Source organism: Alishewanella tabrizica (genome assembly GCF_014652375.1).
GTDB lineage: Bacteria > Pseudomonadota > Gammaproteobacteria > Enterobacterales > Alteromonadaceae > Alishewanella > Alishewanella tabrizica.
The window spans coordinates 189,044-213,609 of the sequence record NZ_BMYR01000005.1 but is presented as its reverse complement, the minus strand read 5'-3'; the positions used below and the strand labels follow the sequence as shown (position 1 = coordinate 213,609).

Annotated in this window: 22 protein-coding genes; 12 read left to right on the top strand and 10 right to left on the bottom strand. The window is 45.8% G+C overall.

Going from position 1 to position 24,566, the window contains the following annotated elements; all coding sequences use genetic code 11:
• Positions 1-447 precede the first annotated feature (447 nt).
• The 3 genes from gltA to IE070_RS07655 all read left to right on the top strand — a co-directional run bounded on the left by gltA (position 448) and on the right by IE070_RS07655 (position 3,568).
• The gene (gene gltA, locus IE070_RS07665) at positions 448-1,725 is read left to right on the top strand and encodes a citrate synthase (protein WP_189482112.1); all 1,278 of its coding nucleotides are present in this window, start codon (positions 448-450) and stop codon (positions 1,723-1,725) included.
• 167 nt (positions 1,726-1,892) lie between these two features.
• Entirely contained in the window at positions 1,893-3,122 is a 1,230-nt protein-coding gene (locus tag IE070_RS07660) for an aminotransferase class V-fold PLP-dependent enzyme (protein ID WP_189482110.1), read from the top strand.
• Positions 3,077-3,568 carry a SufE family protein gene (locus IE070_RS07655; RefSeq protein WP_229796977.1) on the top strand — a complete coding sequence of 164 codons (492 nt, stop codon included), beginning with the start codon at positions 3,077-3,079 and terminating at the stop codon, positions 3,566-3,568. The genes IE070_RS07660 and IE070_RS07655 overlap by 46 nt, the downstream gene beginning before the upstream one ends.
• Positions 3,569-3,661: 93 nt before the next feature.
• Here the strand turns inward: IE070_RS07655 and tcdA are convergent, their stop codons facing one another.
• The 7 genes from tcdA to IE070_RS07620 all read right to left on the bottom strand — a co-directional run bounded on the left by tcdA (position 3,662) and on the right by IE070_RS07620 (position 11,141).
• Positions 3,662-4,483, bottom strand: a complete 822-nt coding sequence (gene tcdA, locus IE070_RS07650) for a tRNA cyclic N6-threonylcarbamoyladenosine(37) synthase TcdA (protein WP_189482108.1) — start codon at positions 4,481-4,483, stop codon at positions 3,662-3,664.
• Positions 4,484-4,513: 30 nt separating this feature from the next.
• The gene (locus IE070_RS07645) at positions 4,514-5,233 is read right to left on the bottom strand and encodes a TIGR01621 family pseudouridine synthase (RefSeq protein WP_189482106.1); all 720 of its coding nucleotides are present in this window, start codon (positions 5,231-5,233) and stop codon (positions 4,514-4,516) included.
• Entirely contained in the window at positions 5,226-5,978 is a 753-nt protein-coding gene (kdsB, locus tag IE070_RS07640) for a 3-deoxy-manno-octulosonate cytidylyltransferase (RefSeq protein WP_189482104.1), read from the bottom strand. The genes IE070_RS07645 and kdsB overlap by 8 nt, the downstream gene beginning before the upstream one ends.
• Entirely contained in the window at positions 5,966-6,163 is a 198-nt protein-coding gene (locus IE070_RS07635; RefSeq protein ID WP_189482102.1) for a Trm112 family protein, read from the bottom strand. The genes kdsB and IE070_RS07635 overlap by 13 nt, the downstream gene beginning before the upstream one ends.
• A complete protein-coding gene (gene lpxK, locus IE070_RS07630) occupies positions 6,153-7,133 on the bottom strand; it encodes a tetraacyldisaccharide 4'-kinase (protein ID WP_229796976.1) in 981 nt (326 codons plus the stop codon). Before lpxK ends, IE070_RS07635 begins: the two co-directional genes overlap by 11 nt.
• A complete protein-coding gene (gene msbA, locus IE070_RS07625) occupies positions 7,133-8,884 on the bottom strand; it encodes a lipid A export permease/ATP-binding protein MsbA (RefSeq protein ID WP_189482100.1) in 1,752 nt (583 codons plus the stop codon). Before msbA ends, lpxK begins: the two co-directional genes overlap by 1 nt.
• 61 nt (positions 8,885-8,945) lie before the next feature.
• Positions 8,946-11,141, bottom strand: a complete 2,196-nt coding sequence (locus tag IE070_RS07620) for a ComEC/Rec2 family competence protein (RefSeq protein ID WP_189482098.1) — start codon at positions 11,139-11,141, stop codon at positions 8,946-8,948.
• A 25-nt stretch (positions 11,142-11,166) separates the two neighbouring features.
• Between IE070_RS07620 and IE070_RS07615 the strand changes: the two genes are divergently transcribed.
• Positions 11,167-11,709, top strand: a complete 543-nt coding sequence (locus IE070_RS07615; protein ID WP_189482096.1) for a DUF2062 domain-containing protein — start codon at positions 11,167-11,169, stop codon at positions 11,707-11,709.
• Positions 11,710-11,803: 94 nt separating this feature from the next.
• On the opposite strand, the gene IE070_RS07610 is transcribed toward IE070_RS07615, so the two are convergent.
• From IE070_RS07610 to IE070_RS07600, 3 genes are read right to left on the bottom strand one after another with little or no spacing between them, the layout of a single operon-like run.
• The gene (locus IE070_RS07610; RefSeq protein ID WP_189482094.1) at positions 11,804-13,042 is read right to left on the bottom strand and encodes a lipoprotein-releasing ABC transporter permease subunit; all 1,239 of its coding nucleotides are present in this window, start codon (positions 13,040-13,042) and stop codon (positions 11,804-11,806) included.
• Complete coding sequence (gene lolD / locus IE070_RS07605; RefSeq protein WP_189482225.1) at positions 13,039-13,719, bottom strand: lipoprotein-releasing ABC transporter ATP-binding protein LolD; 681 nt, start codon at positions 13,717-13,719, stop codon at positions 13,039-13,041. Before lolD ends, IE070_RS07610 begins: the two co-directional genes overlap by 4 nt.
• Positions 13,712-14,911 (bottom strand): lipoprotein-releasing ABC transporter permease subunit, encoded by a 1,200-nt coding sequence (locus IE070_RS07600; protein WP_189482092.1) that lies wholly within the window; start codon positions 14,909-14,911, stop codon positions 13,712-13,714. Before IE070_RS07600 ends, lolD begins: the two co-directional genes overlap by 8 nt.
• Positions 14,912-15,017: 106 nt before the next feature.
• On the opposite strand from IE070_RS07600, the gene IE070_RS07595 reads away from it, so the two are divergent.
• The 8 genes from IE070_RS07595 (at position 15,018) to rimO (ending at position 24,354) form a co-directional block, all read left to right on the top strand.
• On the top strand, positions 15,018-15,596 hold the full coding sequence (locus tag IE070_RS07595) for a PilZ domain-containing protein (protein WP_189482090.1): 579 nt from the start codon (positions 15,018-15,020) through the stop codon (positions 15,594-15,596).
• A 56-nt stretch (positions 15,597-15,652) separates the two neighbouring features.
• The gene (gene mfd, locus IE070_RS07590) at positions 15,653-19,144 is read left to right on the top strand and encodes a transcription-repair coupling factor (protein ID WP_189482089.1); all 3,492 of its coding nucleotides are present in this window, start codon (positions 15,653-15,655) and stop codon (positions 19,142-19,144) included.
• Complete coding sequence (locus IE070_RS07585) at positions 19,141-20,193, top strand: CsiV family protein (RefSeq protein ID WP_189482086.1); 1,053 nt, start codon at positions 19,141-19,143, stop codon at positions 20,191-20,193. The genes mfd and IE070_RS07585 overlap by 4 nt, the downstream gene beginning before the upstream one ends.
• A gap of 34 nt (positions 20,194-20,227) precedes the next feature.
• On the top strand, positions 20,228-20,734 hold the full coding sequence (locus IE070_RS07580; RefSeq protein ID WP_189482085.1) for a DUF3087 family protein: 507 nt from the start codon (positions 20,228-20,230) through the stop codon (positions 20,732-20,734).
• Positions 20,735-20,756: 22 nt separating this feature from the next.
• A complete protein-coding gene (gene ylqF / locus IE070_RS07575) occupies positions 20,757-21,692 on the top strand; it encodes a ribosome biogenesis GTPase YlqF (RefSeq protein WP_189482083.1) in 936 nt (311 codons plus the stop codon).
• Positions 21,693-21,725: 33 nt separating this feature from the next.
• The gene (locus IE070_RS07570; RefSeq protein WP_189482081.1) at positions 21,726-22,238 is read left to right on the top strand and encodes a DUF1993 domain-containing protein; all 513 of its coding nucleotides are present in this window, start codon (positions 21,726-21,728) and stop codon (positions 22,236-22,238) included.
• A gap of 172 nt (positions 22,239-22,410) precedes the next feature.
• On the top strand, positions 22,411-22,827 hold the full coding sequence (locus IE070_RS07565; RefSeq protein WP_189482079.1) for a BLUF domain-containing protein: 417 nt from the start codon (positions 22,411-22,413) through the stop codon (positions 22,825-22,827).
• A 126-nt stretch (positions 22,828-22,953) separates the two neighbouring features.
• Entirely contained in the window at positions 22,954-24,354 is a 1,401-nt protein-coding gene (gene rimO, locus IE070_RS07560; RefSeq protein WP_189482077.1) for a 30S ribosomal protein S12 methylthiotransferase RimO, read from the top strand.
• Positions 24,355-24,566 lie beyond the last annotated feature (212 nt).

Genomic DNA, 24,566 nt, shown 5'->3' with positions numbered 1-24,566 from the left:
GCGTAGTTGTCATTATTGTAGCTGGAAAAACAGCCACAACACGAAGCAGATATCTTCTGGCTATAGGTTTTGCCTGCGTGTTAGCAAGTTTAGCTGACAAAATAAAACGTATTTTGTTTGGAACTTTATTGCTAGCACACTGCGCATACGAATAGCTTGATTATATACTCTTTTCTACTAAAGCTGGTTCAGCAAAAAAGCTGCTGTTTGGTGAACTGTTTTTACGCCGCCAATAGTATATATTTCATGAAACGCTATTACAATTTTTGTTTGGTTTTAAACGGAAAATTCCGCAGATGGAAATTTACAGTATTTATTGCTGACAGCAATACGACTAGAGTCGAATACTTATTAATCCATTAGTCTTTAGAATTGACTTTCAGGTGTGGTTTGCGAGTAGAATAGCCCAAACCCCATATCCGATACTACAACAATAGGAGAAATCCAATGGCAGATAAAAAGGCCGTCGTGCAGATTGATGGTAAGACATTTGAATTACCCATCTATTCAGGCTCGGCAGGCACTGACGTAATCGATGTTCGTACTCTCGGTCAACAGGGCTACTTCACCTTCGACCCAGGTTTTATGTCAACGGGCTCCTGCGAATCTAAAATTACCTATATCGATGGTGACAATGGTGTTTTGCTGCATCGTGGCTATCCAATTGAGCAACTTGCTGAAAAATCTAATTATTTAGAAACTTGTTACTTACTTTTAGAAGGCGAATTACCGACTAAAGCACAGTACAATGAGTTTGTTAAAACCATTACGCGCCACACCATGGTGCATGAGAAGATTGCAGCATTTTTTCAAGGTTTCCGCGTTGATGCGCACCCAATGGCAATGCTGTGTGGTGTCGTAGGTGCAATGTCATCTTTTTACCATTCAGACTTAGACATCAATGATCCACAACAACGTACGCGTAGTGCGCATCGCTTAATTGCTAAGCTGCCAACCATCGCAGCCATGGCGTATAAGTACACAGTTGGTCAACCTTTCGTTTATCCTCGCAACGAATTAAGTTATTCAGAAAACTTTTTACATATGATGTTTTCTGTCCCAGCTGAAGATTATCAGGTCAGCCCAGTGTTGGCTAAAGCGATGGATCGGATTTTTATGTTACACGCCGATCATGAACAAAATGCCTCTACCTCAACCGTACGGTTGGCAGGCTCTTCTGGTGCGAATCCTTATGCATGTATTGCAGCAGGTATTGCATCATTGTGGGGCCCTGCGCACGGTGGCGCTAATGAAGCCTGTTTGAAAATGTTACAGCAAATTGGCTCAGTAGAACGCATTCCTGAGTTTGTTGCGCGTGCTAAAGATAAAAATGACACGTTCCGCTTAATGGGATTTGGTCATCGCGTGTACAAAAACTTTGACCCGCGCGCCAAAGTAATGCGTGAAACCTGTCATGAAGTGTTAAAAGAACTGAACATTAAAGATCCATTGTTAGACGTAGCTATGGAATTAGAGCGCATAGCGTTGTCTGATCCGTACTTTATTGAGAAGAAACTGTATCCAAACGTCGATTTCTACTCAGGTATTATTTTAAAAGCCATCGGCATTCCAACCAGCATGTTTACCGTCATTTTCGCGCTATCGCGGACAGTAGGTTGGATTTCGCACTGGGATGAAATGCTATCTGACAAAGGCCACAAAATTGGCCGTCCTCGCCAGTTGTATACTGGTTACACCGAGCGTGATTACGTAAGTAAAGATTAAACCTCGTGTTTTATTAAAAAGCGGCTCAAGCCGCTTTTTTTATGCTTAAGTGTTACATGAAATGGCATTTCATCTACGCTAACAGTCGAATTCCCTTTACCTTATCTCGCTTAATCCACTGAATCACGGCATAATACACGCCTTATTTTTCGCCGAATTGAGTTGTTATGTCAGATTTTAATGCCGCCGCTTTTCGTCAGCATTTCCCTTTTTTTACGGAGCAACCTGAGTGGATCTATCTGGATAATGCGGCCACGACACATAAGCCTGCGGCCGTATTAGACGCGGTAGGTCTTTTTTATCGTCAGCAAAACAGTAATGTCCATCGCGGCACTCATTTACTCAGCGAAACGGCAACTAATCTTTACGAAGATGCACGCACTTGTGTACAAAAATATCTAAATGCGGCCGAAAGCGCTGAGATCATTTTTACCAGTGGTACCACTGCAGCGCTGAATCAAATTGCTTACGGCTTAATGCACAGTGTATTAAAGGCCGGAGACCGCGTTGTAATTTCAGCGTTAGAGCATCATGCTAATATTGTGTCTTGGCAATTACATTGCCAACGTTTTGGCGTGATATTGGATGTGATCCCGCTGCAGGGAGATGCCGCATCCGGCTATCAACTGGATCTTAATGCTTATAACAAATTACTCTCACTCAATCCTAAAGTGGTGAGTTTAACGCAGGTTTCAAACGCGCTTGGTTGTATTTTACCATTAGAAAACATGCTGTTAGCAGCAAAAGCCTGTGGTGCAATAACCGTGGTGGATGGCGCTCAGGGTATTGCATGGCAAGTCCCTGATATGCAAACACTTGCTGCCGATTTTTACTGCTTCTCTGCACATAAGCTTTACGGTCCTACGGGGCTTGGCGTATTGTATGGTAAACGCGAGTGGCTAGAAAAACTAACCCCTCTGCTCGGGGGCGGTGAAATGATCGAACATGTGAGTTTTGCGCGCAGTCGTTTTAATCAACTACCCGCTAGATTAGAAGCCGGCACCCCCTCTATTGCAGCCGCGCTGGGCTTAGCTGCGGCTATCCGTTTTATTAGTACATTTGACGCTGAACAAATAAAGAGTTATAAAAGGCTGTTATTAAAGACTTTTCACGATGGAATACAGCACATACCGGGCATTAATTTGCTGTCAGCACAGCAAAATAACGCTGGTATTGTCACGTTAAACGTACAAGGTGAGCATCCTGCTGATTTAGCCTTATTGCTTAACGAACAACGTATTGCCGTGCGGGCTGGGCAACATTGTGCAATGCCTTTATTTGAGCTACTGGCGGTACCGGGTGCCGTAAGGTTTGCTTTTGCGCCTTATAATCAGTTAACTGAAGTAGAGCAATGCTTAAACGCATTGACTCAGGCAGTGGAGATCCTGGCATTATGACCATGGAACAACTCTTAACGGACACAGCAACAGCCTTAACGGCTATTCGGCAACAGGATTTGCCCGTTTTACAACAACCTTTGGATTGGCAATCAAAGTACCGCTTATTAATGCAGTTAGGCAAAAAACTGCCCAGCATTCCTGAAAAAATGCGTCAAAATGAATGGCTAGTCAAAGGGTGTGAAAGTCGAGCTTGGCTTCTGCATTATCATGACAGTGCTAATAATAAACACTATTTTTTACTGGATAGTGAAGCCCGCATCGTCAAAGGGTTATTAGCTATTATGCTGTCTTTTATTAATGGGTTAAGCCAACAGGAATTAAAACAGCTCGATTTACAACGGGCTTTTGATGCCTTAAATTTGAAACCATATTTAAGCCAATCGCGTAGCAATGGTTTAAACGCCATGATCATGCGAATTAAAGCCAATATAACGGGAAGCTAACGCCCCCCGTTATCTAGTTTGCCAGAATGTCTAACGTCTGTTTAAGTCGCACAGAGCCTCTTCTATATGTCGATTAGTGGTAACCGAACGCGATTAACTGTCGATCGGTTTGATAACAGTACGCTGTGCTTTAGCCTGTAGCTTAAACAAAATACGCGACACGGCAGCAAAACCAAAACTGGCGGTGACCACTGTAGTAGCACCAAAGCCGCCACTGCAATCTAAGCGCATTGCCGTTGCCTGATCGGCTAATACCGCTGGTTTTTGTTGGCACACACTGCCATCGGCTTGTGGATAACGCAATTGTTCGGTTGAAAACACGCAATCGACACCAAAGCGGCGCTTTGGATTACGGCTAAACTGATGATTACGTCGCAACATATTGCGCACCTTGGCAAGCAGTGGATCATTGAAAGCGAGCGTTAAATCAGCGAGTTGAATTTGGGTCGGATCAAGTTGTCCGCCCGCCCCCCCCGTAGTAATAAGCGGAACTTTATGCCGCTTGCACCACGCAATAAGTGCGACTTTAGCCTTCACAGAATCAATGGCATCCAACACATAATCAACATTATTTGCCAATAACGTGGACATATTATCGGCCGCGATAAAATCGGCAACCTGATTAACTTTACAATCAGGGTTAATCTGTAAAATACGTGCGGCCATCACCGCCACCTTGTCCTGCCCCACTGTATCGGTTAGGGCATGCAATTGCCGATTGATATTGCTTACGCACACATCATCGAGATCAATCAGCGTGATTTCGCCTATACCCGAACGTGCTAAGGCTTCAGCGGCCCAACTGCCTACACCACCAATACCAATGACAACAACATGCGACTGCTGAAAAGCAGCTAACGCGCCGGCCCCATACAAACGGCTGATCCCGGCAAAACGCGTATGAAAATCTGACATAAAATTCCTGCTTATTGTATTTAAGCTTATTTACTCATCACGAAGCGTGGTTAGGGATTCGGATAGCTTTGGAGCTGCGGGCCACGACACATCCCAAGGTGTGTACCATGTTTCAGGTAATTTCGCCGTCATTAAAGCAGCAAATTGCGCACCACTATCTGGTAACAAGGTAAATTGATAGGATTCTCCCTGATAGATAAAGGCTAAAGCAAAGGCATGTAAATACATACGATCTGCAGTCGAACCACCATAAAGCGTATCACCCAAAATGGCAGCAGCTTGGCTTTTTAACGCAACACGTAATTGATGCGTTTTCCCCGTATAGGGCCGCAATAAAAACGCGCGAAAAGGCCATTCCTGATACCCATGACTAACAAAATACGTCACCGCAGGGTGAGACTGCGTTGTAGTCAAACGCCACGCTCCCCGACGAGCGGGTTGCATATCTCCTTTGATCCATCCTTGTTTTTTCAGAGGTTTTTGCGTACTTAATGCAAGATAATATTTACTGATCTGGCGTGTGGTAAATAACTCCGTTAGGGCAGCCGCCGCTTTAGATGAGCGCGCGAGAATCAACAGCCCTGAGGTTAATTTGTCCAAGCGATGAATAGGATACAACTTTGTGGCTAATTGTTGCTCTGCTAACACCACCAGACCCGGCCCCGTTTCAGAATGAAAACTCAGCCCTGCAGGTTTATTTACCACCACAAAATCCGTGGTTTGGCTAATGATTTCTAGCGGTTTAAGCATGCTGCTGAGCAACTCGAATCGCACGTTCTAAATCGTCTGCGGTGTCCACGCCAACGGCGGGAGTTTCCAAGGCGGTCGCTACATGAATCGCCTCCCCTTGCCATAGCACACGCAGTTGTTCTAAGGCTTCAATCTGTTCGAGTGTAGAGCTTGGCCATTGCACATAATCTAAAATAAAACCGGCACGATAAGCGTATAACCCAATATGTCGACGATAATGCTGAGCAAACTCGCTGGTAAAGGCGCGATCCCGATCAAATGGAATTGTCGCTCGGCTAAAATACAAGGCATATCCCTGTTTATCGGTCACCACTTTCACCACGTTTGGATTATTAATATCAGCAAGCTCACCTAAGGGTACCGCTAAGGTCGCCATTCTTGCCTTTTGCTGAGAGGCTAAATTCGCGGCAACTTGCTGAATAATGGCTGGCGGAATAAAGGGCTCATCGCCTTGCACATTAACCACGATGGTATCAGGTGGTAGTTGTAATGTCGTGACGACTTCAGCTAAACGCTCTGTTCCGGAGTTATGCTGCGTGGAGGTTAACAATACCTCCCCACCAAAACGCCGCACCTCTGCCACAATACGCTCATCATCGGTAGCGACCACGATCCGCGCTGCGCCACTTTGTTCTGCTTGCCGATATACACGCTCAATCATGGTCAAGCCCGCGATATCGGCTAATGGCTTGCCCGGTAAACGACTGCTAGCAAAACGCGCCGGAATAACGACTATGAACGCCATTTTTCGCACTCGTCGCTGGTTAAGGCTGTCGCTTCATCGGCTAATAAGACCGGAATATTTTGGCTAATGCGATAGGCCAGTCTATCAGCGGTACAAATCAGTCTGTTCTGTTCTTTATCATACTTTAACTTACCCTTACATAAAGGGCAGGCCAATATATCCGTGAGTGCCGTATTAATGGCCATAATGACTCCGTAATAAGTTAAGTTTTGTCGTCAGTTTATCAATGATCTGCTGATCAGGCGCGGCTTCTACTGCCAAAAAATACCAACCTGGTTGCGCAAATGCGCGGCATTTTACCGCATCTTTTTCTGTCATTAATATTGGCGTGGTGATTCCAGCAAAATCGGCAGCACAAAAAGGATGATGATCGGCGAAAAAACGCTGTGCCGCGATCTGATAGCCTGCGGCTAAGACCGAACGCTCAAAGCGTTGTGGATTACCAATCCCAGCAATTAATGTTACCGCCTCCTGTGGCGTCAGCGCAGGTTGATCGGCTAACAACGCCATTGCGCCTGAGGCATGTATCTGCATACTACCATCAGCTAACGGATGAAATCCGCTGTTGGCGATAACCAAATCAACCTGTTGTAAACGAGAAGGCAACTCGCGTAACGGCCCAGCAGGTAACAAGCACCCATTACCTAAACCACGCTGGCCATCAATTAACACAATTTCCATATCACGCTGCAATGCGTAGTGCTGTAAGCCATCATCGGAAATAATGATATCCACTTTCGGATGTTTGGCAAGTAAGTGTTGGCCAGCCGCAATACGATTAGGGCTCACCACCACTGGGCACCCGCTGCGCTCTGCTAGTAACAAAGGCTCATCACCCACTTGCGCGGCACTATGCTGCGCCAAGACCAATTTTGGCTCGGCAAGCCTTACACCATAACCACGACTAATAATGCCTGGGGTAAATCCATGCTGTCGCAATTGCTGGCATAACCACAGTGTAAACGGCGTTTTACCCGTACCGCCAACTGAAATATTCCCGACCACAATCACCGGCACAGGTAAACGCGTTGATGCCTTTACCCCAATCTTAAATAACCAACGCCTAACGCGGGTAATACACCAAAACAGCGCACTTAATGGTAACAGTAAATAGCACCAGCCAGATTTGTTATACCAACCACGCTCTAATGGCATTATTTATCACTGCCAAATTGTAATTTATGCAGCGACGCATAAGCGCCACCTAATGCCAGCAACTCAGCATGGGTGCCTTGTTCTAATATACGTCCTTGATCCATCACTATAATGCTGTCGGCATTTTCGATAGTGGATAACCGATGCGCAATAACAATACTGGTGCGGCCTTTAAGCAGCACATCTAATGCCGCCTGAATTTTTCGCTCAGACTCGGTGTCGAGCGCCGACGTCGCTTCATCTAAAATCAGTACGGGTGCCTGTCGTAGTAACGCCCGCGCAATCGCAATTCGCTGACGTTGACCTCCAGATAAACTCACGCCATTTTCGCCAATTTGCGTATCTAAGCCCTCAGGCATCTTATTCGCAAATTCCATAACATGGGCTTTTTCTGCTACATCCAGTAACTGTTCGCGACTTACCGGCGTTGCCATGCCGTAACAAATGTTATTAGCAATGGTATCGTTAAATAACATCACATGCTGAGATACCACTGCAATTTGCTCTCGTAACGATGCCCGCGTATACGCTTGGATATTCTCACCATCGAGCAAAATTTGGCCTTGCTCTACCTCATAAAACCGCGGTAATAAACTCGAAATGGTGGTTTTGCCGCTACCAGAACGTCCCACTAACGCTACCGTTTTCCCCGCGGGAACTGCAAACGTAATCTCATTTAACACCCGTTGCTGATGACCCGGATAATGAAAACTGACATTGTTAAACGCAATATCGCCTTTCGCATGTTGTAACGCTTTGCTACCGGTTTCACGTTCAGCCGCTTCATCTAATACCTTAAAAATACTGGCTGCCGCCGCTAAGCCGCGCTGAAATTCACTGTTCACCGTAGTGAGTTGCTTTAATGGCTTAAGTAACATGACCATTGAGGTCACGATAGCGGAAAAAATACCTGCGGTTAGCGTGTCAAGCATTTCGGGTTGACTGGCCATATACACCACAAACGCCAGAGCAAAAGACGCGATTAATTGTATTACGCCAGAACTAATGGCCGACGTAGAATCCATTTTAACGCCTTGTAAGCGCGTTTGATTATTCACCTCGGCAAAGCGTGCGTCCTCGATTTGCTGACCACCAAAAGAGAGAATCACTTTATGACCGTTGAGCATCTGCTCTGACGCCGTAGTAACACCGCCCATGGCATGCTGGATTTTATGGCTTAATTGACGAAAGCGTTTAGACACAAAACTCACAATAACGGCAATAACGGGCGCAATCAGAAAAAATATCAGCGATAACTGCCAGCTGTACCAAAACATCACCACAATTAAGCCAATAACTAAGGCTCCGTCTCTTACCAATACAATTAACGCCTTGGTTAACGATTGTTTAATTTGCTCGGCATCGTAAGTAATTTTTGAAATCAATTCGCCCGTGGAATGTTTGTCATGAAAACTCACCGGCAAACGCATCATATGACCAAACAATTGCTGGCGCATATCTTTGACAATTTGATTTCCAACCCAACTAATACAGTAAGTTGCTGTAAAGTGAAAAATGCCTCGCAACACAAACATAATGATCACGATAAGGGGCGCCAACTTTAAAAAGTCAGTATCTTTTTCTTGAATACCACGATCTATAAAGGGCTGTACTGACGCAATAAAGGCCGCATCAATTGCAGAATACCCTACCATGCCTAAGATAGCTGCTACGAAACCAAGACGATAAGGCTTTAAATAAGAAAGCAAGCGGCGGTATACCGCAACCGAAGTTGAATGTTCTGTCTGCAAAGTAAAAACCTTTTTTATACATTATCTTGGCTATTCTAGCGTGTTGTTGCCAAGGTTTCAGCTATTCTGCAGGCTTTTCTAACCAGCGTAGATCAGATTGAGAACGTTCTGCTAGAATTTTAAACGATTTTTCGGTAAAGGTAAGTGTTATGGCCCCCTGCTGACCGGTATGATAAAGCGGCAAATTCAATAAATCGATACGTTGCTGCACAGCACGAAGCGGATACTGATGTGCTCCCTGCTGATTTGCGCTGAGCAACAGTGTCACGGGGGCTAAATGCGCTAACCAAGGCAATGAATTGGCACTGGCACGTCCATAATCCGCCAATAAATAAAAATCAGCCTGAAGATACGGATAAGACGCTAACAATTGCTGTTCACTCGTGCGTGTCAAACGACCTGGTAACAACACCTGCCATCCTGCAAAATCTGTACTTAGTACACAAGGATCGGCAGTAGCAAGCGGCCAATGTGTAAACGGTAATAGCGGGAAATCAGCTACAATTTGCTGACATGCATAACTGTTTTCCGTAATTGGGGTGGTGGTATAAAAACGTATGTCTGGATAGCGCCCAGATAATAGCGTTAAAGCCGGGAGCATATCGGGATCGACTTTAGGAATAATAACGGGGCCTAATGCGTGAATTCGCTGAACGCGTAATTGGGGTAAAAGATGATACCGCACAAGCTGTTCCAGTTGTGCAGGATTGGCATCCAGATACAGCCACGTATGGCCGGCCTGTTGCGCCAGCAAAACCGTACTTTGACCACTGTCTAATAAGATAATGCGCGATTGCACCTGTCGGGGAATATAAAACGCGATAATTAACGTTGCAAAGAGCATAAACGCAGGGGGCCCCGTTTGCCGCAGCGCGATATAGATTAAAACAGCCAGTGCCAACAATAAGACAACAGCATGATTCAATTCAGGCACTGTCCACCACACAGGTTGCTCAGCACTCCAAACCAACCAACGATACAGCGGGCGAAATAACATATCCGCTAATTGCCAGCCAAAATGCGCCAGCGGCAGTCCCACGAGACTCCAACACAAGGTAATCAACAATACCGGTATCGCAACTAAACTGCACCAAGTGACAAAGAGCAAATTAGACAACCAAGCCAGCATGCTGATACCACCAAAAAATGCAGCACCAATCAAAGACATTAATGACGTTAATACCAGATGAAAAAGACAAAAATAACGTAACTTTGCCCAGATCCCATTGGGCATTGCAGGTAACCACCACGCCAAAAAAATAATGATCCCCACGGCAAGTACCGAGAGCCAAAAGCTATAACTTAACGCCCAAAAAGGGTTTATTAGCAACAATACGGCCACCAATAGCTGCCATGCGTATCGTCCTTGTAAAGGCCGAAGTAACACTCTGCTCCCTAATACAAGCAATAATGCTGCGGCGGCTCTTAACGTTGGGATGGCAAAACCGGCCAACCACGCGTACAACAATGCCAGCACTAAGGCAGAACATAATTGCCATACCTCGCGCTGCGGCAATGCAGTTCGTGACAGTAAGATTTTACTTATTGCATAACCCCAACCAAACACTAAGCCAATATGTAATCCAGAAATCGTTAGAATGTGCCCAAGCCCACTGTGTTGTATCCCAAGCCATAAATCTGGACTAAACGCACGCTCACCTACCGTCAAAGCCATTAGCAAAGGCGCACTACTTAGGCCGTGTGTCCATCCTGCTAATTGGGAGATGATGCGCTGCCTCATTGGGGCAGCATGATGCAGTAATATCGAAGGCATATTTGGATCAACATAACCTTCTGCCAGCACCCCCTGCAGCAATGCCTGTGTTTCTCGTGATCGTTGGTGTGGATTACGGTGACCGGACACCGGGCGTAAGCGCAGAGCTAAGCGCCAATGCTGTCCTACTGCAGTAGCCGGTGCATCTCGCCAATGCACATGCAATTGATACCCCTGTGCTTCACCTTGCCGTATAATTAAATGCAGCAAAACAGCCTGTTCATCCAAGCGTCGTTGCGCTACAATTCGCACATCATAATATTGCTGTGTGCTAGCAAAAAGTGCAGTTTGAGCATGCTGGTAATGTTGTAGTTGTCCAAGCCAAATAAGTATAAAGACACTGACTCCGGCAATAAAATACTGTTTACAGAGAAAACTCAGTGCCACTGCACCCGCCGCGATCAGTAAAAAGAACGGTGGCAGCGCAGGTAACAACAACGACAACAGGCATCCCGCAATAACACCTGTACAAAATGTTTGCATATTATTATTTCGTTAATAGGTTGTAATGCCAAAGAAGACTATTAAGAAATATTTACCATCTCCACAAAAAATCAAGCAGATGCGTATATTAAATCTGTTTGGTACCTTGTTGCATGATGGTAATTTATGGCATTTAAATCGTCGTTCCGCGCGCGGTGCTTTTGCTGTAGGTCTGTTTTGGGCGTGGATGCCTCTGCCTTTTCAGATGGTTTTTTCGGCGTTAATGGCCGTTCCTTTTCGTGTCAATCTCCCGTTATCGGTAGCCCTAGTCTGGATCTCAAACCCGCTCACCATGCCGGTTATGTTTTATTTATGTTACTTAATCGGTACCGTTGTGCTAAAAGCGCCTCCCGAGCCATTTTTGTTTGAAGCAAGTTTTGAATGGTTATTTCACAGTATGAAAACCATTGGTAAACCGTTAATCACTGGGTGTTTGTTGATGGGTATAACGGCAAGTATCGTTGGGTATTTCGCCATAGATTGGTTATGGCGCTTGTCTATTCGCAAAGAAAAATTAGCGCGCTATATAAAATACAAGCAACGGCGCGCGCAATCTCCCCCTAAATGAATCTACCCCTTAACTAAGGGGAGAGTTAAAACAGTATCCGTAAAATCCGTAATAAAGGGTGATGTGCGATACAAATAATAGGTGTCAAACACCTTTAACGCTGGCCTAGTACTCGTGCAGGGTCCACCCGACTGGCTCTAAAGGCCGGATACAATGTTGATAACAAGCTCAAACCAAGCGCTAAGCCTACCGTGATAAACACATCTTGCCAGACTAAGCTAGAAGGCACAAAATCAATGAAATAGATGCTTGGATCCAATAAAGAACGGCCAAGTATCTGGGTAATAAACGCAAATATAGGTTCGATATAACGGGCTAATAGCACGCCGACAACCGCCCCGCCAAGTGTTCCTACTACACCATTTAACCAGCCTAGCAACATAAAGGTTTTAATCAACGCCGCCGGAGGCATGCCCATCGTCAACAAAATGGCAATATCGGATTCCTTTTCTCGAACGGCCATGACTAACGTTGCCACAATATTAAAACACGCTACGGCAATCACCAGCGCTAACACCAGATACAAAATAGCCCTGACCATTTGAATATCCTGATAAACGTGGCCTTGGGTGCGAAACCAATCGAGCATATAGACATAGTCTTCAGATTGTTGGCCTAACACTCTCGCCATGACCGGCGCGGCAAAAATGTCTTGGATCCGAAAGGCCAAGCCTTGCACTGAACCCGCAGGCATTTCCAAAAAACGCGCCAAAGCATCAATATCCAGCCACACTTGGCTGTAATCCATTTGACCACCCACGGCAATAATCGCAGAAACGGTTAAAACCCGCGTAGAATAACTGGCCAAGCTGCCATCATCAGTAAATCGCGGCAGCATAAGCTGAATTGTATCGCCGACCACAACATTAAGCGTCTCTGCAACGCCCGAGCCTAGCACCAACTGCTCCGAAGTGAGTTGTGCCACACTGCCACTTGTAACGAAGTTCGTAAAATCACTAAGTTGCCGCTCATAATCGAGGGCAATGCCCCTGATCTGAACGGCTTTTACCTCACTGCCTCGGCGTAACATGCCATTTGCTTTGATATAAGGGGCGGCGGCCGTTACCCCTTCAACCTTACCCAAGGTGTCCACTTTTGCTGGCCACCCCTGCAAGCGATGCTCCACCGCCTCAAGTTCAACATGGGGGATCACCGCTAATAAACGTTGTTTTAACGCCAGCTCAAAACCATTCATTACCGACAACGCTAAAATTAAAATCGCAACACCAAGCCCAATTCCCAGCGTTGACGATGCCGAGATAAAGCGGATAAATCCACTCGTATGCCGTGTAGAACGATAACGTCGTGCTAATTGCCAAACCAGTTTATTCATACCAAGGGCCCCAAATGCCCCTCTACCATGGCATATTGCTGATCTAAGCGCGCGGCCAGCACCCGATCATGCGTAACCACAACAAAACTGGTGGCCAATTCGCGATTAAGTTCACGCAACAATTGATAAATGGATTCCGCGGTATGAAGATCCAAGTTCCCTGTAGGTTCATCGGCTAACACGAGAGCGGGTTTTGTAACAAGCGCCCGCGCAATCGCCACACGTTGTCGCTCGCCACCACTTAATTCAGAGGGTTTATGGGTAAGCCTGTGCCCAAGCCCTACCCGCGTCAGCAATTCGGCGGCCTGTTGCTGCGCGTATTTGCCAGCAATGCCTCTAATCATCAAAGGCATAGCAACATTCTCAACGGCAGTAAAATCCATCAACAAATGATGAAACTGATAAATAAACCCTAATTTTTCATTTCGCAGCCGCGCCTTTGCAGCGTTTGATAAGCGGGATACCGCGTGTCCGGCAAGCGTCACATCGCCCTGATCAGGCGCATCCAAAGTCCCTAAAATATGTAATAAGGTGCTTTTGCCCGAACCTGAACTGCCAACAATAGCAATCATCTTGCCAGCCGCTACTGTCAAATTAACGTTTTTTAAAACCTCTGTGACATGTTGTCCATCACGATAGCTTTTACAGATTTGACGAGCTTCTAATACATTATTCATCACGCAATACTTCCGCAGGATTAATTTTCACCGCACGCCAGGCGGGATAAAGCACCGCAAGTAACGTGAGACTGATGGCAGAAACAAAAATACTGATAATTTGTGACACATCCATAACCACAGGCAATTGAATTCCCCCAGCCACCTGTAAGCCAAACAATGCAATAATATTATTGAGTTGCCAACTCGCCACGACACCAACAGCGACACCCAAAATGGCCCCAAAAACGCCATTCACTAACCCTTGAAAGGCAAAAACGCGAAACAAAGCGCCATCGGTCATACCTTGCGTTTTTAAAATGGCCACTTCAGCTTGTTTTTCTGTCACCATCATGACTAAAGCAGACACAATATTAAACGCGGCCACCGCGACAATTAATAATAACATTAGCCACATCATGGCTTTTTCCATCGCCACTGCTGCAAACAATTTTCCATGGCTTTGTCGCCAATCTTGAACCTGTGTAACGCTGGGATCAGCCGCCAATTCAGCCGCTAAAATTGGCGCTTGAAAAGGCTCGGCTAAACTCACACGCCAAGCCACTGTTCGTTCCTTTGCGGGCAGTAATCGGGCCAGATCCTGTTGTGCGGTAACCATAATTACCTGATCAATTTCAGAGCCCGTGTCAATAATCCCAGCAACGGTGAACAAACGCTGTCTGGGCATCCACCCCAATGGGCTGTAGCTGCCGCCTTGCGCCAGTAAAATACGGACTTGTTGTCCTACATGCACCTCAAGCTCTTCCGCTAACCCTCGTCCTAACATCACGGTAAAACGTTGCTCGCTTAGCGATTGCCAACGGCCTAAAATTAAGGATTGCTGTAAAAACTCAGGTAATGCCGCGGGATCTAAGCCTTGTAACATCACCGCAGTTAACTGACGTGACGACTGCACTAAAGCTTCGGTTTGCAGAAAAGGGGTAATATCTTGCACAACGCTATGTTGCCGTAATTTAGCCTGCCAAGGTTGATCGGCAGCGCTGCTTTGAACCACAAGATGCGGGACCACGCCTAAAATACGTTTTTTTAAGTCCGCTTCAAAGCCATTCATCACCGAGCTAACAATAGTCAGCGCCATCACGCCTAACAAAATGCCAGCCATAGAAAAAAGGGTGATAAATGAGATAAAGGCATTACCTTTACGGCTTTGGCTATAACGTAAGCCAATGAATAAACTGACTGGTAGCTGCATGTTAATTTTCAGGACTTTACCCAAGTTAGATGATAAATTAGCGCTAAAGTGGTGCCGATAATAGTGATTATTCAGCACAATAACAAGCGTCAGCCGGGGGTGAGCAATGCATTCTGAACTGGACGAGTTAGCCGCAGACTTTCAGCAGTATTTCAAAGTTGAGCACGCTATTGTCACAAACGTAGTCGCGAAAGACGGTAGCTTACCGACAGCTGCCGAATTTCTGGCCAGTATACCGGAACCCTTTTTGCTTGCCGGCAATGTAGGGCAATTAAATTTAAACGCCTTGCGTTCGTTACAACGCGTGGGAGATTTAGCCGAAGAGCTTGCTAATTACTTACAACATCAAGCCAAAAAACTCGATCTATTGCTACATTACGTGTTGCGTCAGCAAGATGCAGCTGAAAACCGCTTTGTAACCCTTAGCTATGGGGGAGCCGGCATGACCTTTCTTGCCAGTATCCCCTTTACTCCGCTGCAAGTTGTTGAGGTAAAATTATTTTTAGCTGACAATGCCGGCGCCGTATTTTGTTTTGGCCAAGTGTTAAGCTCGGAACCACATACTACGGGTTATTTAGTTAAGGTCGTATTTCGACAAATGAGAGAAGAAGATCGTGAATTACTGGTGCGTAGTAGTCTGCAACAACAAGCTCGACAACTGAAATTAAAAGCAGAGCAACGCTAAACCAGATCACGTCTTTCGCTGTAACAGGCTTTTTTGCATACGGATTTAAAATTTTGATGAGTGTTTTTCCAGTAATACCGCGTTTACAGGCATCTGACAATGGTCTTTACGATCAACAAGCTTGGGGACAATTAACAGGCGCTGCCTTACCGTTAGCGATTGCCAGTTATCTGGCTCAACAGCAAGGTGTCTCGGTGTTAATTGTGCAAGATACTCCCGCCGCCATGCGACTTGAACAAGAGCTGGCCGTGTTTATCGATCCACAGCAATGTCCTGTGCTAACGCTACCCGATTGGGAAACCTTACCTTATGATAGCTTTTCGCCACATCAAGACATTATTTCGCAGCGCCTAACCACCTTATATCAATTACCTCGGCTAAAAAAAGCCTTGGTGATTGTGCCGGTTAGCACACTGTTACTGAAAATCGCGGGCCGCGAACATTTGGAGCAACACAGTTTTATTGTGGCCGCTAAACAACAAACCGATCTTACCGCATTAAAGCAGCAACTTGCTGCTGTGGGCTATCGGCATGTAGACCAAGTGATGGAACACGGCGAGTTCTCCGTACGAGGCTCGTTACTCGACTTATATCCGATGGGCGCCACAGTGCCCTATCGTATTGATTTTTTTGATGACGAAGTCGATGCCATACGCACATTCGATCCTGATACGCAGCGTAGTCTTAACACCGTTCCGGAGATTGCGCTATTACCGGCACATGAGTTTCCTACAGACAAAGAGGCCATCGAACGCTTTCGGCTGCGATATCGTGAACGTTTTGCGGCGCGTAACGAAAAAGAATCCCTTTATCAGCAAGTCTCGCAAGGCATTTTACCCGCAGGCATAGAGTATTATTTACCCTTATTTGCGCTTAGTACCGCCACATTTTTTGATTACTTACCTGCGCATTGCCACATCATGATTTGCGGTGATATCGAACACAGTGCCGATCAATTCTGGAATGAACTGCGGCGCCGTTATCAGGATCGCGCTATTGATTTACTGCGACCAATTCTGCCACCGCAAGAATTATACTTGGCTACCGATGAACTCTTTGCCAAGCTAAAAAGCTATCCGAAACTAAAGTTAAGCCGCGCCAGTTTACCGGCAAAATCAGGCCAGCAGAATGCGCCAGTCGGTGAATTACCGAATATCAGCATCAACCATCAACTGAAAAACCCACTAGAATCGTTATTACAGTTTTTAACCACGCTAAAAACCCAGCAAGGCCGCGCATTATTCTTTGTGGAAAGCGAAGGTCGGCGTGAAAGTCTATTGCAACTATTGCATAAATCGGCCGTTCATTTACCACAAACCAGCAGTTTGTCGCACTTTCTACAGCAAGATGAAGACATTGCCGTGATGGTGGGTGCTCTAGATCAGGGCACCTTAATAACCACAACGCCCCCCTTGGCATTGATCAGTGAAAATGAGCTGTTTGGTCAAAAAATCAGTCAGCGCCGACGACGCAAACAAAGCCAGCAAGTATCCTCTGAAACGATTATTCGTAATCTTGCAGAGCTCAGTATCGGCCAGCCCATCGTGCATTTACAACATGGTATCGGCCGTTATCAAGGCCTTCAAGTGTTGGACGCTGCCGGCATTACCGCTGAATTTGTGACCATTGAATATGCCGGTAGCAGTAAACTTTATGTCCCTGTTTCGTCCTTACACTTATTAAGTCGTTATTCTGGCAGTGATGCCGATCACGCGCCGTTGCATAAACTCGGCAACGATACATGGGAAAAAGCACGACGCAAAGCCGCTGAAAAAGTACGGGATGTGGCCGCCGAGTTGCTAGATGTGTATGCGCAGCGTGCCGCGCATCAAGGCTATGCCTTTAAAATTGATGATGAACATTACGCAGCCTTTGCTGACAGCTTTCCTTTTGAAGAAACCCCCGATCAATTGGATGCAATCAACGCAGTATTACAGGATATGCAGCAACCGCAACCCATGGATCGCTTAGTGTGTGGCGATGTAGGTTTTGGAAAAACAGAAGTGGCAATGCGTGCCGCCTTTATCGCCGTTAACGATGGTAAACAAGTCGCTTTATTAGTTCCCACTACACTGCTTGCTCAGCAGCATTATGAAAACTTTAAAGATCGCTTTGCAAACTGGCCTGTTCGTGTTGAGGTGCTGTCACGATTTGTTAGTCCCAAAGCGCAAAAAGCGATATTAGAAGATGTCACAAACGGCAAAGTGGACATTTTGATTGGCACCCATAAGTTATTACAAGATGATATAAAACTTCACGATTTGGGGCTGCTTATCGTTGATGAAGAACACCGTTTTGGGGTGCGACAAAAAGAAAAAATCAAGGCGCTGCGCGCCAATATCGATATTTTAACGCTTACGGCTACGCCTATTCCACGGACACTCAATATGTCTATGTCAGGCATGCGTGATTTATCTATCATCGCTACCCCTCCTGCACGGCGATTAGCGGTAAAAACCTTTGTACGAGAATATGAACAAGGCTTATTACGTGAAGCCATCATGCGAGAGATATTACGTGGTGGCCAAGTGTATTTTTTACATAATGATGTGGCTACGATTGAAAAAATGGCCGCCGATTTACTAGAGCTGATCCCTGAAGCCAACATTGCCATCGCGCATGGCCAGCTACGTGAACGTGAGCTCGAACAGATCATGGCGGAATTTTATCATCAGCGCTATAACCTCTTACTCTGTTCCACCATTATTGAAACTGGCATTGATGTGCCCACGGCAAACACCATTATTATTAATCGCGCAGATAATTTTGGTTTAGCCCAGCTACATCAATTGCGAGGCCGAGTGGGCCGTTCGCATCACCAAGCGTATGCCTATTTACTAACCCCGCCGCCGAAACGATTAACCAAAGATGCGGCTAAACGGCTCGAGGCTATCGCCAGTTTAGAAGATCTGGGCGCGGGTTTTGCGTTAGCGACGCACGATTTAGAAATTCGTGGCGCAGGCGAACTGCTAGGGGATGAACAAAGCGGTCAAATAGAATCTGTTGGTTTTAGTTTATATATGGAAATGTTGGAAGAAGCCGTCCAAGCGTTAAAAGCAGGACGCGAACCCAGTTTAGACGCTATGCTGAGTCAACAAACAGAAATGGATTTAAAACTGCCGGCGTTATTCCCAGATGATTACATACCAGATGTGAACTTACGTTTATCGTTTTATAAAAAGCTGGCCAGTGCTAAAAATGAACTAGAACTAGACGAAGTTCAGGTCGAGTTAATTGATCGTTTTGGACTATTACCCGATGCCGCAAAAAATTTAGTGGCCATAGCGCAACTAAAACTGCATGCACAGCAACTTGGCATTAAACGGATTGAAGCCAACACTAAGGGCGGTGTGGTAGAATTCGCAGAGAAAACTCAGGTTAACCCAAGTTACATTATTTCGTTGATTCAAAAACAAGCGAAAATATTTAAACTTGAAGGTGGCCAGAAGCTGCGTTTTAACATCACGACAGGCGATCATAAAGAACGACTAGGCCTGATCACGCAGATGCTGGCCGACTTTGCTAAACATAAGGTAGGACATTCATGAAAGCTCGGCTTTTGCTCACCGGCTGTTTGTTATTTAATGCATTACAATTACAGGCTAATGAGCGTTGGTTTGAAATTGAAATGATCATTTTTGAACGCACACCCGATAGTCAATTGCAGGAGTATTTTCCTGAACAGGTCACGCCAATTCGTTTGGGGCGAAACATTGATTTGGTGAGTGCCCATCATAATCCGCCAATTTCTGCCTTGGTGCAAGGGCTGGAAACGTGTTCGCCTTCAGCGGTGACAACCGCAAGTAGCGGACTGTTTCCACGCAGCTGGAGCCTGCCGACCTCGATTATGTGCTTGCAAGAAACGCAGCCGTTAGCCTGGCAAAAGCCGAGTCTGTTTCCAGAGTATGTCCTTAACAAACAGGCGCCTTGGCCGGCAAGAATATTACCCAAACTCGCGGGTGATGGCAGCAATGCAATAGGCAACAACGCCTATTTAGCTGAAGAGACTGCGTTTACTTTAAATGAGGTAGCGGATCGATTGCGCCGGCAACGTCAAAACCAGGTGTTATTACATACTGTTTGGCGGCAAGCACCGGTAACGGAGCGTAGAGCGATCCCCAGTCGTTGGTTTGCCGGTGAAAACTTTACCGCACGTTTTGATTATTGGGGTCAAGTAAAACAACGCGACACGGCGCTATTGAATACAGCACCGCAAAATACCCCTAGCGAAGCCCCTATCGGATTGCTTGAACAAATTGAAAGCCGCCGCCAACAGTTAGCTGCGGGGGTTACCCTTGATCAACCCGCTACGGCCGCATCTGACGTGAGCGACAATAAAAACCTCGCCAATTTACCGAGTGAAGTTTGGCAATTAGATGGCCTATTTAAACTCCATTTAGATCATTATCTATTTGTTAATACTGATTTTAACTTACGTCGAGTTGAAGGTGGTACGCTGCAGAGTGTCAATATTAAGCAAAGCCGACGGGTAATAAGTGGCGAAATTCATTATTTAGATCACCCTAAACTGGGTATCGTATTACAAATCCGTCGCGTAAGTCCTAGCACCCAGCCCGCTGCAGACGTTGCTGAGTAACGCATGAACCTAAAACGAAAAACGGATTAGCAAGATGCAATTAATGTCTATTGATAAGGTGCAATATCGGCAACGGCTTAATCGCATTACGATCTGCAGTATTGCCGCCTTAATCGTGATCAGTTTAAGCAGCTCCAGCCTCCTTATTGCGCTATTATCTGATGGCCAAGGCTCACATTTTTGGCTTAATTTTTTTGGTGTGGTGATAGGTTGCATTGTCGTTGGCACTAGTCTTAAACGTTTGAAGACGCATGTTTTTTTTAAAGAAGTCGCTTACACTTGGGACTTAAAACACGAATTAAATTTAATTCAGCGCAAGCTCAGAGCTATTGAAGCCGCCGCGGCAAAAAACGATCCGGATGCCATACTCATTTTACTTTTTAGCTATCAAGCGTCACGACTGGTTTGGCAATTAGACGATAATACGTTAGTGATGTCTGAATTAAGCTTGGCACAAAACAAGCTGCAGCAACAAATAACTGCCTCAGGTCTCGATGTTAATGTTGCGAACTACCGACGTGAGTTACTCTCACGCTTTTAACTTATTGTTCCAAGGAAAATAGATGTCTATTAATTGGTTTCCGGGCCACATGCATAAAGCCCGTAAAGAAATCGCTGAGGTCATGCCACAAGTCGATATCATTATTGAAATGTTGGACGCGCGGATCCCCTTTTCCAGTGAAAACCCTCTGGTACCGCAACTGCGTAAAGATACGCCTTGTATTAAAGTGTTAAATAAAGCGGATTTAGCTGATCCGGCATTGACCGCGCGCTGGGTTGCTCACTTTGAGCAACAAGCAGGTGTAAAAGCCATTCCTATTAGCCAGCAACACCCCGAACAAATTCGGGCGTTGTTGCAGTTATGCAATGATATGTTACCTGAACGCAATCTCGAGATTCGGGCAGCACGCGCCATGATTATGGGCATCCCTAATGTGGGAAAATCGACCTTAATTAATACATTAGCGGGCCGAACAATTGCTAAAACCGGTAACGAAGCCGGTGTCACCAAAACCCAGCAACGGATCAAATTAGACAATAATGTAATTTTAACGGATACCCCTGGGTTTTTATGGCCAAAATTAAGCCCAACATCGTGCGCCTATCGCTTAGCGGTAACTGGCGCCATCAAAGATACCGTATTCGAATATGCTGATATCGCCTTATTTGCCGCCGATTATTTGCTCCAAGCTTATCCTGACGCGGTGATGCAACGTTTTAATTTAACCGAGCAACCAGAAAACGATATTGCCCTACTTGATGCCATTGGCGTTCGACGAGGCTGTATGCGTAAAGGTGGCGTCGTCGATTTAGAAAAAGCGGGCACCATCTTAATCACTGAGCTGCGTGCTGGGAATTTAGGACCAATCACCCTAGAAACACCCGAAATGGTTAGCCAAGAATTAATTGATGCTAAAGCAGAAGAAGCCGCAAAGTCTGCTGATAAAGCAGAACGCGAAGCAGAACGTAAGCGCAAAGCCCAACGAAAGTACCGCTAAATACCCGACACTCCAACCCAAGAGGTTTTTACCATGTTTTATGAATTAAGCGTTGTTCAAGCAACGAAAATGCTGCATAACCTGACGGCTATCTTAGCAAAAGGTGCACTGTTCGCGGAAAGTAAAAAAATTGAGATGAGCGTGTTGTTAAACGCACGGCTGGCACCCGATCAGTTTCCGCTATTACGGCAGGTGCAAATAGCCTGCGATACAGCAAAATTAGGGGCGGCACGCTTAACAGGCAAAGTAGATAGCGCACCAAAGCATGCGGATGATGAGCACACGTTAGCCGAGATACAACACCGTATCGCAGAGACAATCACCTACCTTGCTAGCTTTTCGGCTAGTGATTTTAACGACGCGGCAACTCAACGTATCTCTCAACCACGCTGGGAAGGTAAGTACTTAACAGGCGACGAATTTTTAATGCAACATGTGCTGCCTAATTTGTACTTTCACATCACTACCGCCTATGCCATTTTGCGTCACAATGGTGTTGACGTGGGTAAAAAAGATTATTTAGGTGCTATGCCTTACAAAGTATAAATTAAGCGATATGATAGGACACGCCTTTGTATTAACCACGTTAAAGCAGGGGTGTTCGCGCGGTCATTATCCGCCCTATATTTGAATGCACATGCTGTTTACTGCGCAGTAATCAGCATGATTCCTTCAATCTTGAGCACTGTAAGCACTGCGCAGCTAATCGAGAAACGTCATGAATAACAATAATTTACTACAGCTAACCTATATTAGCCGGATTGGCGAACATGTCACAGCAGCGCAAATTGAACAGATCCACCACCAAGCAGAAAAGAACAATGCCCGTTTACATATTACTGGTGTATTAGTGCTAACCGAAGATTACTTTATGCAATTACTAGAAGGTGAAATAACCGCCGTACAAACCCAATTTGCAAAAATTGCCAAGGATCCTAGGCATACGGATGTCCGCATTGTAAGTGAAAAGTCTGTTCTTACGCGCCAATTTCCTCATTGGCACATGGGCCTAACCCGCACGCTAGACCATCATGAGCATGCTGATCTTGCTGCTGTGATCAATTTATACGGTAAACAGCCGCATTTTTCACCACAACATGCCGATGCCATCAGCCTGTTATTTCGCTCACTTTAACTCCTCTTCCATAGCGTTTACCCCTAAATTCCCCCGCTTTTTGCGCTCACTACGCTGTATCTTTACCCGACTTCAGGTATAATCCGCGCCCTGTTTTTCCTGTTTACCTTATTACTGCAGGTCACTATGAGCGTTCAGACTTTCGATCCAAGCCAAACCACGACCTTGGATACCGCAGCCAAAACCCTTGCCGAGCGTGTCAGCACCGGCAGTAAAGGCAACACCATTGGCTTTGTGTCATTAGGGTGTCCTAAGAACCTGGTCGACTCAGAACGTATTCTTACTCAACTCAAAGCTGAAGGGTACAATATTGTGCCCACTTACGATGATGCTGAATTAGTCATCGTGAATACCTGCGGCTTTATTGACTCTGCCGTACAGGAATCACTTGAAACGATTGGCGAAGCCTTAGCCGAAAACGGCAAAGTTATCGTGACCGGGTGCTTAGGTGCGCGTGAAGATGAAATTCGCGAAGTGCATCCGAATGTTTTAGGGATCACTGGGCCACATAGCTATGAAAACGTACTAAAGCAAGTGCATGAGTTTGTACCTAAGCCAAAATATGATCCCTTTACGATGTTAGTCCCCGATCACGGCGTTAAATTAACACCAAAACATTATGCCTATTTAAAAATTTCTGAAGGGTGTAATCACCGCTGTACGTTTTGCATCATCCCATCAATGCGTGGTGATTTAGTGAGCCGTCCGGTTGGCGAGGTATTAGATGAAGCACAACGTTTAAAAAATGCAGGTGTCAAAGAGCTTTTAATTATTTCACAAGACACTAGTGCGTATGGTGTGGATGTAAAACACCGTACAGGCTTTTGGAATGGCCAACCTGTAAAAACCTCGATGCAATCGCTATGTGAAGCCTTGGGGGACATGGGTATTTGGGTACGTTTGCACTATGTTTACCCTTATCCACATGTTGATGACATTATTCCCCTTATGGCGCAAGGTAAAGTCCTTCCCTATTTAGATATTCCTTTTCAACATGCCAGCCCGCGCATTTTAAAACTGATGAAACGCCCCGGCCAAGCTGATCGTGTCTTAGAGCGCATTAAAAAATGGCGCGAAATCTGCCCCGAATTAACCATCCGCTCTACCTTTATTGTGGGCTTTCCGGGGGAAACCGAAGATGACTTCCAGATGTTACTGGACTGGCTGCAAGAAGCTCAATTAGATCGTGTAGGGTGTTTTAAATACAGCCCCGTTGATGGTGCCAAAGCCAATGAATTGGCAGATCCGGTGCCAGCGGATGTTATGGAAGATCGTTATCATCGTTTTATGCAAACGCAACAAGCGATAAGTTCGGCGCGTCTGCAGGCAAAAATTGGCAAAACCATTAAAGTGCTCATTGATGAAGTAGACGAAGAAGGCGCCATAGGCCGCAGCTTCGCGGATGCGCCAGAAATTGATGGCGCAGTTTACCTCAATGGTTTAACCAGCGTAAAACCGGGCGATCTTATTGACGCCGTGGTGGAAGAAGCCGATGAGTATGACTTATGGGCATCACACACCGAATAAACCCATCATCCTTGACGTGACAGCGGTGCTGGCTGCGCTCACTTGCCGCTTACCTGCACCTTCAATGATCTTGGGTATGTACCCGTCAAATTTCCCGTTTACGACACAGGCAGCTAGGGCTGCCTGTGTCGTTTAAGTCTCCGGCTTCGCCTCTGTGTGCCAGCGCACAGTCTTACCTTATAATGCTCGTTACTATCCTTGTTATCTGCCAT